Here is a 12540-nt window from a genome sequence, read left to right on the forward strand (position 1 = left end):
ACCGCCGTGCTGCGCTCCGAGCAGGGCGTCGCCGTCAACTCCCGGCTGTCGGCGCTCTCCACCCTGCGCGACGGCACGGACCTGCGGTCCCGCGGCCAGGAGTGCCGCACCGGCGACCTGCTGCTGCCCGCCTCCGAACCGGTCACCCCGGCCGTGCTCGGACTGGCCGCCGCCGCCGGCTACGACGAACTGGAGGTCACCCCGCGCCCGCGCGTGGAGGTCCTGGTGCTCGGCGACGAGCTGCTGGCTGAGGGCGCCCCCCGGGACGGCCGGATCAGGGACGCGCTCGGACCGATGCTGGCGCCCTGGCTGACCGCGCTGGGCGCGGACGTGCTCGCCACCCGACAGCTGGGCGACGACGCCGACGCGCTGTTCCGGGCGGTCGGCGCGTCGACCGCCGACGTCGTGCTCACCACCGGCGGTACCGCGGCCGGACCGGTGGACCACGTCCACCGCACCCTGGAACGTGTCGGCGCCGAACTGCTCGTGGACGGTGTCGCCGTACGGCCCGGGCACCCGATGCTGCTGGCCCGGCTGCCCGCGTCCCACGCCGAGGGCCGGCAGCGCCACCTCGTCGGCCTGCCCGGCAACCCGCTGGCCGCCGTCTCCGGGCTGCTGACGCTCGCCGAACCCCTGCTGGGCGCCCTGGCCGACCGTCCGCCGGAGACGGAACGGGCCGCCGCGCGGCTCACCGAGGCCGTGTCCGGACACCCGCGGGACACCCGGCTGGTGCCGGTGACCCGGGCGGCCGGAGGCAAGGCGAGTCCGCTGCGCTACCAGGGTCCGGCTATGCTCCGGGGGATCGCGTCGGCAGCCGCACTGGCTGTCGTGCCTCCGGGTGGAGCCGCCTCCGGATCGGTCGTCCATCTGCTCGGTCTGCCGTGGAATCGAAACTGGGAATGAAGTTCCGCAACCCCATCTCGGCGCGGAAGCACATCACTTACGCCGACGAGCACACCTATCGGGTGCAGCTGCCCCGGCAGATGACAGGTCCGCTGATCCAGGTGGCCAAGCGCCTCCTGATCGCCAACCTGGTGCTGCTCACCGCCGCCGTCATCGTCTATCTCGACCGCGACGGCTACAACGACACCGTCGACGGCGAGGTCGGCCTGATCGACACGCTGTACTACGTGACGGTCTCGCTCTCCACCACCGGATACGGCGACATCGCGCCGGCGTCCGACGGGGCGCGCCTGCTGACCACGTTCGCCATCACGCCGCTGCGTGTCCTGTTCCTGATCATCCTCGTCGGCACAACGCTGGAAGTGCTCACCGAACGCACCCGTGAGCAGTGGCGGCTGTCCCATTGGAGGACTCTCGTGCGCAACCACACCGTCATCGTCGGCTTCGGCACCAAGGGTCGGTCGGCCGCCGAGACGCTGCTCTCCACCGGGGTCGCGAAGGAGCAAATCGTGGTGGTGGACCCCAGCGCCAAGGTGATCGACGCGGCCAACGCGGACGGTTTCGCCGGGGTCGTCGGGGACGCCACCCGCTCCAGCGTGCTGGAGCGGGCCCGCACCGACCGGGCCCGGCAGATCGTCATCGCCACCCAGCGGGACGACACCGCGGTGCTCGTCACCCTCACCGCCCGGCAGATGAACAAGGGCCTCAACATCGTGGCCGCCGTCCGGGAGGAGGAAAACGTTCCGCTGCTGCGGCAGTCCGGCGCCGACTCCGTCGTCACCAGCTCCGGCGCGGCCGGCCGGCTGCTCGGCCTCTCCCTGATCAGCCCCAGCGCGGGCCAGGTGATGGAGGACCTCATCCAGCAGGGTGAAGGGCTCAGCCTCTTCGAGCGGCCGGTGACCAAGGCGGAAGCCGGACGGTCCCCCCGCGAGTGCGACGACCTCGTCGTCTCCGTCATACGCGGGCACCGACTGCTCAACTTCGACGAGCCCGAAGCCGCCGTGCTGCAACCGCTGGACCGCGTCGTGGTGATCCGCCGCCGGCTGGGCTCCACCACCACCAAACTGCGCAAGAGCTCCGACGACGAGGACACCGGCAGCCTGCGCACCCCACCGAAGATGCAGCGCGCCAAGCGCGACTGGCGCGACCCCCGCGACGAACTCGGCCAGTGACCCACCCGGCCTGCGCCCGGCGTCCCCTCAGGGGCGCCGGGCGCAGCCATGGCGGCACCCGCCGGCCCTCACGGGCGCTCGGTGCGTTCCTCCGCCTTCTCCGCCGCCTCCTCCGCCGCGGTCGCCCCGGCCGGGCGGTCCTCGACGAAGTAGGCCCCGACGCTCGCCGCGACCGTGGCGAAGACGGCGACGGAGTACAGGGCCAGCACCACCTCCAGCCCCTTGGCGTAGGGGTCGGAGGTGCGGAACGGCTCCCCGGTGATCGCCGCGAGGGCGGCGGCGTGCAGGGTCTCCGCGTAGGTCGGGTACACACCGAAGCCGTACAGCAGCTCCGCGCTGGCCAGGATCACGATCGCGGAGACGGTCCCCAGCCAGCCGAGCCGATTGCTGAGCACCCGTGAGGCGGACCGCGACGAGCGGACCGCCGAGGAGAGCACCCTGCCGGTGCGCAGCAGCCTGAGGGAGCGCACCAGACGCAGCACCCGGAGGAACGGCAGCATCAGGAAGACGAGCTGCCACCAGTTGCGCAGGAAGAACCTGCGACGGTCCGGCGCGATGAGCAGGCGGCCCAGGAACTCCAGGACGAACAGCCCCCACAGCACCCACCCGGCGACGACCATGGCCGTGCTCATCAGACTGTCGGGGCGGGCAAGCCGCTCACCGACCACCACCAGCAGGAAGAGCACGCCCAGCGCGCTCATCACCGGCGTCAACCGGTCGAGCACGTCGTCGGCGTATCGCTGGCGGTCTGCGGCACTGAGGCGGAAGGGCATGTTCACGCCCTACCTGGTACCCCGTTGCGCGGTTCGTCTCCCGGGGCGGTGGGAGGCGGCGGTCTCGGGACTGCGGGGCCGTGAAGCCCCCCTCCGGTGCTATCGGGGGGTCAGCACGCAGAACTCGTGACCGTCCGGGTCGGCCAGCACCACCCAGTCGACGCCCCCCTGTCCGATGTCGACGCGTGTCGCTCCGAGCGAGACGAGCCGGGCGACCTCCGCCTGCTGGTCGCCACCCACCGGTGGAGCGAGGTCGAAGTGCAGCCGTTCCTTCCCCGTCTTCGGCATCAGGGGCGGGCCGCCCCACGTGACCTTCGGACCGCCGAGTGGCGAGCGGATCGCCGTCTCCTGGTTCTGGTCCCAGACCAACGGCCAGCCCAGCGCCCGGCTCCAGAAGTATCCGGCCTCCTGCGAGCCGTCACCCGCCAGCGCTCCGACGAATCCGCACTCGGCGAGGAAGTTGTTGCCCGGCTCGATGACACAGAACTCGTTGCCCTCGGGGTCGGCGAGCACCACGTGTCCCTCCTCCGGGCGCTGACCGATGTCGATGTGTCGGGCACCGAGTGCGAGTGCCCTGTCCACCACCTGCTGCTGGTCGTCGAGGGAGGTGCTCGTCAGATCGAAGTGCATGTGGTTCCGGCCTGTCTTCCGCTCCCGGGTCGGGAGGAAGCGGAGCCGGAACCCGGTCTCGTCGCTGGGCAGCAGCGTGGTTCCGTCGGAGGTGTCATCGGATGTCTCCCAGTGGAGGAGATCCGCCCAGAAGCGCGCGAGGCGGAGGGGGTCGAACGCGTCGATGCAGAGCGCGTGCAGGTGAGTGGCCATCCGTGGGTCTCCCGGTAGGGGCAGGCGCGTCGTGCTGGACCCTGCCCGGCCGGAGGCACCCGGTCAACCGATTAAGCGTGTGCTTCCGACCGGGGCGGGGCGGGGCGGCCGTCCGGCTGTCGGGCCGGATGGTCGACGGACGTCGTCCGTCGGTCAACAGGGCGACAGGAGGCGGGCGACTGTTCCGGCCAGGTTGCGGACCGGAACCGCGGCGGACCGCGCCCCGAGCTATCCGGAAGGCGCCTCTCCGCTAGCGCCCTCCGCAGGCATGTTCCGTCTGCGCGCCGTCGTCACCGAGGGCAGGAGGCATGGACCGGACCGACATCGGGATGACCGGAGTGCGACCCCGGGCGGCTGGGGCCCGTTGTCGATCATCGGCCGTGATGTGAGCATGACCGTGCCCGATGACCATCGCAGCCGGTGGGGAGCGGTGCACCGACCAGCCGGTCCCTTCCCGTTGCGCTCTGCACGAGGAGTCCGTCACATGAAGCGATCGAGGATCCGCACGGCCGTCACAGCGGCGGCGGGCGCGGCAGCGCTCGCTCTCGCCGGTCTGGCCACCGCCACACCCGCCGGAGCCACGCCCTCCGCCACGCCGTCGGCACAGGAAAGCGGAACGGCCGCCTCCGGCTTCTGGGCGTGCAGCGTCCCGGCCGGAAAGACCTACAGCGACACCGACCGCCGCTTCCTGGGCAACTGCAATCCCAACGGGTGGGGCACCAGCTACTACGTCGTTGATCCCGCCGACGGGATCTGGGCGTGCAGCGTCCCGTCGGGCTACACGTACACCGACACCGACCGCCGCGACCGCGGCAACTGCAACGCGCAGGGCTGGGGCATCGCCTACCTGCTCGCCGAACCCCGCACCGGCATCTGGGCGTGCACCATTCCGCCCGGCTTCTCGTACAGCGACACCGACCGCCGCTTCATGGGCAACTGCAACCCGCAGGGCTGGGGCACCGCCTACCGCCTGGTGGGCTGAGCGACCGAACCCGAGCCGCACCGGCGCAGGGCTCACATGACGTCGTGACGCTGTGACGTCGTGACCCTGTGCCGGTGCGGCCCTGCACCGGTGCCGGCCGAGTCAGGCGGCGTGGGGGGCCTGGACGTCGAGGACCCAGGTGACGCCGAACCGGTCGGTGAGCATGCCGAAACCAGGGGTCCACGCCGACGCGGCGAGGGGCTCGATGACGGTGCCGCCCTCGGCGAGGGCGTCCCAGTAACCGGTGATCTCGTCGAGGGTGTCGGCGCGGACGGACTGGAAGAACGTCCGGTCGGTGATCGTGGCCCCGTTCTCCCGGTGCGTGGAGCCGGCCGTCACCGTGATGTCGGTGTCGTCCTGGCCGGGGATGTCGTAGGCCATGACGCGGAACCCGTTCTCGCTCTCGACCTGGCCGAAGACGACCTTGTCGGCGCCGGGGGCCTCCTTCGGCATGCCGAGGTCTCCGTAGGTGGCGATGACGGGCCGGCCGCCGAACACGGTCGCGTAGAACCCGAGCGCCTGGCGAGCGGTGCCGCGGAAGTTCAGGTGGGTGGTCGTCCTGATCGTCATGATCTGCTCTTCTCCTCGATGGGCCGACACCAGGTGTGCCGTCCGGGACGAGCATCACGGCAGTAGAGGTCAGCGGCGGTCCTCTTCTCGGAGCACACTGGATTCATGATCGGAAGCACTTCGCGGATGCTCGCCCTGCTGTCCCTCCTCCAGACGCGACGGGACTGGCCGGGGCAGGTCCTCGCGGAGCGTCTGGACGTGAGCCCGCGCACGGTCCGCCGCGACGTGGACCGCCTGCGGGAACTCGGCTACCGGATCGGGGCGGTGAAGGGACCCGACGGCGGGTACCGGCTCGAAGCCGGCTCCGAACTGCCGCCGCTGCTGTTCGACGACGAACAGGCGGTCGCGATCGCGGTCGCACTCCGGAGTGTGCCCTCCACCGGGGTCGACATCGACGAGGCGGCAGCCCGCGCGTTGGCCACCGTCCGCCAGGTGATGCCGTCGCGGCTCCGTCACCGCGTCGACGGCATCCGCTTCACCGGCACCGGGACCTCCTCCCGCGTCGATCCGTCCGTGCTGGAGACCGTCAGCGCCGCCGTGCGGGACCGGCACACGCTCCGGTTCGACTACGGCGGCGGCGACGCCCCTCCACGGCGCACGCAGCCGCACGCAGTCGTCGCCCGGCTGAGCCGGTGGTATCTGATCGCGTGGGACCTGGACCGGGACGACTGGCGCTTCTTCCGCATGGACCGCATGGCACCGCGCACCCCGACGGGCCCGGCCTTCACGCCTCGCACGCTTCCCGCAGCCGACGCGCGCTCCTTTCTCGCCGCCCGCTCCAAGGGGTCGGAGAGCGAGGACAGCTGGCCCTGCGTGGGTGAGGTCGTCATCGAGCTTCCCGTACGGGACATCACACCCTGGATCGGTGACGGTGACGTCGAAGAACTCACCGCGCGGTCCTGTCGTCTCACGATCGGGTCGTGGTCCTGGGCCGGTCTGCTCGCCTCCGTGGCCCGGTACGACGCCCCCTTCACGGTGGTGGGCCCGGACGCCTTGGTCGAGGCCGCGGCAGCGCTCGCCGACCGGGTGCGGGACTCCGTCTCCCCGCCGCCGCCGGGAAGTTGACCACCGAGCGGAAGGACCCCCCCGTGCGCGCTGGAGGTGCCGGGAAGTGCCGGGAAGTGCTGGTAAGAGCCGGGGAATAGAGGACAGAAGATGACCGCATCGCGTGCGAGGCTCACCTCATGGCTAAAGAGGAGCTGACCGACCGGTTGACCGTGGCCGACGCGCAGGAGTGGCGGGCGTGGCTCGATGCTCACGAGTACTCGTCCACCGGGGTGAAGCTGATCCTTGCGAAGAAGGGCGTCACGGAGCCGACATCCCTGACCTACGCAGAGGCCCTCGAAGAGGCTCTGTGCAGCGGCTGGATCGACGGCCGCCGCAACGCCGTCGACGAGCGCACGTTCCAGCAGCACTTCACCCCGCGCCGGACGGCGTCCCTCTGGTCCCGGCGAAACGTCACCATCGTCGCCACTCTGATCGAACAGGGGCGCATGCGGCCACGCGGTTTCGCGGAGATCGAGCGGGCGAAGGCGGACGGGCGCTGGGACCGGGCCTATGCCGGACAGGCCGAGGCCGAAGTGCCCGCCGACCTCGCCCAGGCGCTTGCCGCGTCACCCACGGCGGCGGCCCGCTTCGCCGCGCTGCCCCGCGCGCAGCGATACAGCGTCATCCACCCGGTCATCACCGCTCCGAGCGAGACCAGCCGAAGGAACCGCATCACGAAGGCCCTCACCCGTCTCGAATCCGCCCCGGATGCCTGACGCCTGCCAGCCGCCCGAGCCTGCTCAGGAGCGGGCGCAGCCCTGCTGCTCGGCGACGGCGTCCACGAAGCGCTGGAAGAGGGCGACTTCCTCGACCACTCCCTGCTCGGCGCTCTCGGCCTCGTCCACCGGGTAATTGATCGTGTCGACGATGAGGTGGATGGGCTTTCCCTCACACTTCACCTCGGGATCGTTGTCGTCTCGGCCGGCCACCAGTTCCGGGGTGCGTACGGCCGCGAACCGGACGTAGTGGTCATCCTCAGCGGTGTGCGCATTCGAGTCCTTGAGCGTCACGTCGCAGAACCAGTCCGACCCGATGCTGCCACTGGTCTGTTCCTGGGTGGCAACCGGCTCACGGCCGGAAGCGGCGATGGTGAAACCGGGGAGTGAGCACACGCGTGAGGGGTCCGTCCGCTGCTTGCCGGTGGCGGGTTGCAGAGTGGCGGGCTCGCGCTCGGTGCCGGTGGGCGCGCACTCGGCCTGTTCCGTCCACGAGGTGCGCATGGTCGCCAGAAGGCGGGCCAAACCGAGCGGGTCGGCAGAGCCTTCGCGGACCGAGGCCTTCAGAACCGGCCGGTTGTCGTTCTTCTCCGCTTCGGGCTGGTCGTCGAGTTCGCACTCGACGGGGAGAACAGCCCAGCCTCCGTCCTTTCGCACGCCGATGCCCTCACCACCGGAGGTCATGCGTACGTCGGCCCCCGCCTCCCACTGACTCGGTGACAGCGGGAACCGTTTCCGCTCGGCCACCACGCTCAGGGACATCACCGCGCCGTCGTCACCGAAACCGAGATTCGACCGTTCTATCCGGCAGTGGGACGGGCCCTGCTGCTCACCCGTGAACCGCCCTGGCCCGCCGAACGCCGTTCGCACATCGTCCGCGGAAAGGAGGCCGTCACAGAACCTGTCGTCGCCCAGGAGGTTGGTGTTGGTGCTCGCGTGGAGGAACGCCGCGGCGAGCACCGACGCCGCCGCCACGGCGGCGATGCGGGAAAAACTGGTCTTCAAGGGTTCTTCCTCACTCAGTCCCAGCCGAAGTAGGCCGCTGCGTCCTCGCGGGACGCCGTATAGGAGTGCTTCGCTTCACGGCTCATGGCTCGCCAGGCCGCCCGCTCCGGAGCGGATGACGGGTTTTCTACATCAGTACCCCGGTCGATTGCCCAGGTGTTCATCAGGTTCGCCATTCCACTGACTCCGGAAGCATGGAGATCGGAGACCTTCAGATCGGTGTCCGCTTGTACATCTGCACTGGCCCCCTTTTGCAACTCGAAGGCGGCTGCGTCAATCAGACGTTGTCCGAGGTCGCCTACGAACGGAATGCCTGTGATAATGGCGCCGGTTCCGTGATATCCGTAGCGGGCTGCGTCATTGAAGACGTCCAGCTTGTCGTCCCGTTCGGTGAAGGCGAGATCAGCTGCGATCCCGTTCATCGCTCCCGTCACCGCGCCGATGTCGCTTGCCGGTATCTTCCAGCTCTCGTGGCCCTTGCCGCTGTCAGCCGGTGCCTGTGCAAGCATCTCAGCCGCGTAGCCCTTCTGGGCCGCGTTCAGCAGATCGAAGGTGTCCGCGTCCTCCGACACTCCGCGCATGACTCGCATAAGGCTTGCTTTGCCCACGGTCAGCCTGGCTTCCTCGCCGTCGGTCCATACCTTGTCGTAGCCTTCCGGGCTGCCGGTGATTCCACTGTCTTCGGTGAGGATCAGGTGGTTGTCCTGCACGTAGTCGGCCATGGCTCGGCCGATGTTCTGCTGGAGGTTCTCGGGCACCTCCTTGCCCTTGCCGTCCTCGTCGAGTTGCACGATGAGTTCCTGCATGATCCGGGCCTCTGCCGGGGTGTGCGGCCCTGGGGCTCCGCCTGGTTCACCCTCGTACAGCGGTGGGCGGCCCGTCGTGGAGGCTTCGAGGAGGTCGCCGAGTCCGGCACGGGCGTCGGGGTCCTCCGAGCCGCCGGTCCACCAGGTGTTGCCGTGCGGAGCCAGGATGTTCTCCCAGTTCCGTTCCTTGAGGAAGTAGTCCAGCCGGTCGTTCTTGCCTTCTTCGCCCGGGTCGAGATAGCTGGTGGCCGCGTCCGGGTTCTTGCTCATGATGCCGAGCAGGTCGTCCAGCGGGTCGTTGGCGAACCACTCGCGGTTCTCCGCCTCCATGGCCTCACTCGGGATGCTCCACACCCACTTGTCGCCGCCCTTGGACGGGTCCTCCTTCTCCCGCATGTCGTCCGCGAGGTGGTGGAGGAAGTCCTTTCCGTAGCCGTCTCCGTGCTTCATCAGGGTGACTAGGCTCTGGTAACCGACCGCCTTGTCCCCGGCCGTCTTGCGGGTGGGGCCGTCCGGGTCGATGAAGTTGGTGTCGAACCCCTTGGTGCCGACCGCCTTCATGTCGGCACGCCATTCCCGGTAGAACCTGCTGTCGGTGTCCTTGGTCGCGGTGGCGAGCGTGTTGGCGAAGGCCGTCTGGAGCCCGCTCATGTCGCGTCGCTGCTGCCCGGCACCGTCGTACGGTGTCGCGTCGCTCATGCCGGCCATGGTGTTGGACAGTTTGACGAGACCCTCGGGGCCGATGTTGTTGAGCAGCGTTCGGGAGAAACGCACGTCGTCCTGGTTCGTCTCGACGATGCGTTGCAGCTCGTGTTGCTCGGCCGGCTTCAGGCCGTCGGGTCCGTCGGCGTTCAGGCGCTCGGTGAGTTCCGTGGCGCGGTCGGCCTGAGCGGTGCTCCACTGCGTCGCGACGTCGGAGTTGAAGCCGCCGAAGTGGCCCTTGCCGTCGCGGTCCTTCACCGTCTCCAGCAGCGTGATCCGGGCGTTGAAGTCGGCGTCCGTCACCGCTTGCACCGCGTCGGAGATCTTGTTCGCCCAGTTTCCCGTGATGGCCCCGGTGCGCACGTCGGGGTCGTTGCGCCAGGAGGGTGCCGACGTGTCGATCTTGGTCTCGTCGACGGTGACGGTTCCGTTGCCGCTGACGTGCATGCCCGCCTTCTCGGCGTCGGCCACCACGCCCTTCAGGTCGTTCACGAGACGCAGCAGTTCGTTGGCGGCGTTCGTCAGGACCCGTCCGACGGTCCGGGCCTCGCTTTCGGCGCCCTTGTACTCGTGTTCCGTGGCGGTGAAGTTGACGAACGCCGACCCCGCACTGATCCCGGTCCAGCGGCCGTTGCGCGCGACGTCCAGCACGTTGTCCCGGTAGGAGGTGGACAGAGTCCTGAACTCGTCGGCCATCTCCCCCCACTCGGTGGCGGCGGCCTGCAACTTGGAGAGGTCGGCTTCCATGATCTGGCTGTACGAAGGCATCGGGCACTCCCCCTAGTCGAGGTCCAGCAGCGGCGACGTGTGGGGGTAGGGGGCGTCCGGCAGCAGGGGAGACGGCCGGTAGGACTCCTTGCCGAACGACTTCTCGATCCCGTGCTCGTTCTGCTTGAAGAGGTGGTTCGTGCCCGCCAGCGCGTCCCGCTCGCGGACCAGGGCGTTGGTGAGCAGCTTCACCTTGTCGTTCCAGGTGTCCTGCGCCTTCTTGAGGGCGCTGCCGATCTCCCACCCCTGGAGGTTGCTGCGGGCCGTCCGGGTGGCGGAGGACGAGTGACGTCCCGCCTTTCCGGTGTCGGACAGCAGGTGTTCCTCGATGTACGCGGCGGCGTTGCGCTTCTGGCTCCCGTCCGTGGCGAGTGTGCCGGCGGGACCCAGCGGCCCGGGCGGCAGGCCGCCGCCGTCCGGATCCGCACCGGCCAGTCGCGTGCGGGCGAGATCCTCCTGAGCCCGTGCCTTGGACTGTGCCCACTCGTCCATGAACGACATGCCGCTGTTTCCCCCTGTGCACGCTGCGACTGCTCGGCCCGCTGCCGGAACGTGGAGGCGATCACGTGTTCGGCAGCAGGGCGTTCCGAGATTCTAGGCGTGCTCCGCAGCCCCGGGCGGTGGGGGGCGACGCGCACCCGGGCTCAGCGCGGCAGCGTCACAGCTGGTCTGTCTTCAGGGCGTTGAGGAAGTGGGTGTAGGCGGCTGTGGTGAGGGTGAGGGTGGGTCCGTGGGGGTTCTTGCTGTCACGGACGGGCACGGTGTCGGGGGTACCGGGGGCCACTTCGACGCAGTTGCCGCCGTTGTCGCCGCTGTAGCTGCTCTTGATCCACTCGCTTGCGGGGCGCTGCTTCGTCATAGCTGGCAAACCCTTCAATTGCATCGCCGATGAGGGCGGCAGATTCGTCTGCGGACAAGGCGTCTGCTCTGAGCACATCATAAGTCTGGTGGTGCCTGGAGACACTGGCGGGATTGTTGATGAAGTGCCCGTGTTCCAGCGACTCCGAATACACCCAAATCTCGCCGCTCGGAAGGGTGATGAGGGAGAGAGAGGTGTTGGGGCGAACCAGGTGGTGCCGTTCAGCGGGTGCCACCTGAATACGAACGTTCGGGTTGTGCCCAACCGTCAGCAGATGAGCGCACTGCCGGCGCATCGTCGCCGGGCTGCCCACGACGTTCCGCAAGACGCTCTCGTCGAGCACGACGATGAGCAGGGGGCCGTCAGGAGTCAGGAAGCGCTGCTGGCGGCTGAGGCGCGCTCGTACGCGCTCCTCGACCTCGTCCGTGGTCACTCCCGCGACGCGGGAGAACAGCGCCCGCGCGTACTCCTCGGTCTGGAGCAGACCGGGCATGACCTGGGTCTGGTACTCCCGCAGGGCCACCGCCACGGCGTCCATCTCGGCTCGGCGGCGGAACCAATCGGGGTGTTCGACCTGCGGGTACCAGTCGATGCGGTGCCACAGGCGGGTGAGCATGCCCTGGGCGTTGAGCAGCCGGTCGCAGGTGTCGGCGAACGTGGGCTGCGGTACCCGGGTGCCGGCTTCGATGCGGGCGATCAGTGAGCGGTCGCACGGAATGCGGCCCGCCAACTCGTCCTGGGTGAGGCCCGCCGAGTCGCGGAGATGCCTCAGCACTTCGCCGAACACGGCCGCGGTGGTCACCACCTGACCGTTGGGCGCGCTGCGTCGATTCATGTTCCCCCTCGTGACAGCCGATCCAAGGCACACGGATGTTGTTGTGAGCGTAGATGTCGAAGGGCGACGCTGGAGGCACGGAGAGTGACTCTGCGCTCTCCGTGCTACGCGACAGAGCTGAGGTACCTATGACGATGACGTGTGCCGATACCGACTCTGACCTCGAACGGGTAATGCAACAGACAAGGTTGACGCTGGTTCCGGCGCTGGCCGAGGAGGGCTGGCGGTGGGACGAGGCGCCACCCTCCGAAGTCGCCTGGCCTGTGCTGCGGGCCGCTGCCGAACTGTCGGAGGCGGACCTGCGTCGCCTGCTCGCGGGACTGCGGCGTGTGGGGTCGTGGTGATCGCCCGAGGCGTCCGCGCGGACGCCGAACGGGCGGCTGCGGCGTTGCGGGAGGCGCTGGAGTCGGTGGACGTGCGGCTGCCGGCGCTGGGTGTGGACGCGGCTGTGTGGGACGGGCCGGAGGGCCTGGCACGGCTCGTCGAGCTGGGCAGCGTGACACCGGAGGTGGCGTTCCGGCTGGCTGCCGTCGTGCGGCGGGGAGCGGCGCGTCCTCACCTCGACGCCGGTGAGGCGCCG

15 protein-coding genes are annotated in these 12540 nt (G+C 69.4%); 7 read left to right on the forward strand and 8 right to left on the reverse strand.

The features are described 5' to 3' along the window. Together ACYVE9_RS06185 and ACYVE9_RS06190 are read left to right on the forward strand one after the other, a co-directional pair. On the forward strand, positions 1–903 hold a 903-nt coding region (locus tag ACYVE9_RS06185), incomplete at its 5' end, for a molybdopterin-binding protein (protein ID WP_461026699.1). Then, positions 900–2075, forward strand: coding sequence for a potassium channel family protein (locus ACYVE9_RS06190; protein WP_461026700.1), 1176 nt, complete (start codon positions 900–902; stop codon positions 2073–2075). The genes ACYVE9_RS06185 and ACYVE9_RS06190, both read left to right, overlap by 4 nt. Before the next feature lie 68 nt (positions 2076–2143). Here ACYVE9_RS06190 and ACYVE9_RS06195 read toward each other — a convergent pair whose 3' ends face one another. Both ACYVE9_RS06195 and ACYVE9_RS06200 read right to left on the reverse strand, forming a co-directional pair. Then, complete coding sequence (locus ACYVE9_RS06195; RefSeq protein ID WP_461026701.1) at positions 2144–2854, reverse strand: hypothetical protein; 711 nt, start codon at positions 2852–2854, stop codon at positions 2144–2146. A 93-nt stretch (positions 2855–2947) separates the two neighbouring features. Beyond that, positions 2948–3670, reverse strand: a complete 723-nt coding sequence (locus tag ACYVE9_RS06200) for a VOC family protein (protein WP_461026702.1) — start codon at positions 3668–3670, stop codon at positions 2948–2950. 484 nt (positions 3671–4154) lie between these two features. Here ACYVE9_RS06200 and ACYVE9_RS06205 point away from each other — a divergent pair, with 484 nt between their 5' ends. Beyond that, positions 4155–4652: a hypothetical protein gene (locus ACYVE9_RS06205; RefSeq protein WP_461026703.1), complete on the forward strand. Its 498-nt coding sequence runs from the start codon at positions 4155–4157 to the stop codon at positions 4650–4652. A gap of 102 nt (positions 4653–4754) precedes the next feature. Here the strand turns inward: ACYVE9_RS06205 and ACYVE9_RS06210 are convergent, their stop codons facing one another. Next, positions 4755–5222, reverse strand: coding sequence for a VOC family protein (locus ACYVE9_RS06210; protein ID WP_461026704.1), 468 nt, complete (start codon positions 5220–5222; stop codon positions 4755–4757). A 105-nt stretch (positions 5223–5327) separates the two neighbouring features. On the opposite strand from ACYVE9_RS06210, the gene ACYVE9_RS06215 reads away from it, so the two are divergent. Both ACYVE9_RS06215 and ACYVE9_RS06220 read left to right on the forward strand, forming a co-directional pair. After that, complete coding sequence (locus tag ACYVE9_RS06215) at positions 5328–6287, forward strand: helix-turn-helix transcriptional regulator (RefSeq protein ID WP_461026705.1); 960 nt, start codon at positions 5328–5330, stop codon at positions 6285–6287. 119 nt (positions 6288–6406) lie between these two features. Further along, positions 6407–6985 carry a YdeI/OmpD-associated family protein gene (locus tag ACYVE9_RS06220; protein ID WP_461026706.1) on the forward strand — a complete coding sequence of 193 codons (579 nt, stop codon included), beginning with the start codon at positions 6407–6409 and terminating at the stop codon, positions 6983–6985. Between the two features lie 24 nt (positions 6986–7009). Here the strand turns inward: ACYVE9_RS06220 and ACYVE9_RS06225 are convergent, their stop codons facing one another. The 5 genes from ACYVE9_RS06225 to ACYVE9_RS06245 all read right to left on the reverse strand — a co-directional run bounded on the left by ACYVE9_RS06225 (position 7010) and on the right by ACYVE9_RS06245 (position 11960). After that, positions 7010–7990, reverse strand: coding sequence for a hypothetical protein (locus ACYVE9_RS06225; protein WP_461026707.1), 981 nt, complete (start codon positions 7988–7990; stop codon positions 7010–7012). Between the two features lie 14 nt (positions 7991–8004). Next, entirely contained in the window at positions 8005–10266 is a 2262-nt protein-coding gene (locus tag ACYVE9_RS06230) for a DUF6571 family protein (RefSeq protein WP_461026708.1), read from the reverse strand. Between the two features lie 12 nt (positions 10267–10278). Then, positions 10279–10767 carry a hypothetical protein gene (locus ACYVE9_RS06235; protein WP_461026709.1) on the reverse strand — a complete coding sequence of 163 codons (489 nt, stop codon included), beginning with the start codon at positions 10765–10767 and terminating at the stop codon, positions 10279–10281. 157 nt (positions 10768–10924) lie between these two features. Beyond that, complete coding sequence (locus ACYVE9_RS06240) at positions 10925–11050, reverse strand: DUF397 domain-containing protein (RefSeq protein ID WP_461026710.1); 126 nt, start codon at positions 11048–11050, stop codon at positions 10925–10927. Continuing rightward, complete coding sequence (locus ACYVE9_RS06245) at positions 11013–11960, reverse strand: helix-turn-helix domain-containing protein (protein WP_461026711.1); 948 nt, start codon at positions 11958–11960, stop codon at positions 11013–11015. Before ACYVE9_RS06245 ends, ACYVE9_RS06240 begins: the two co-directional genes overlap by 38 nt. 188 nt (positions 11961–12148) lie before the next feature. Between ACYVE9_RS06245 and ACYVE9_RS06250 the strand changes: the two genes are divergently transcribed. Beyond that, a complete protein-coding gene (locus ACYVE9_RS06250; protein WP_461026712.1) occupies positions 12149–12304 on the forward strand; it encodes a hypothetical protein in 156 nt (51 codons plus the stop codon). Continuing rightward, a partial coding sequence (locus ACYVE9_RS06255; RefSeq protein WP_461026713.1) for a hypothetical protein occupies positions 12298–12540 on the forward strand: 243 nt, incomplete at its 3' end. The genes ACYVE9_RS06250 and ACYVE9_RS06255, both read left to right, overlap by 7 nt.

The sequence above is a fragment of the Streptomyces sparsus genome (assembly GCF_054776295.1).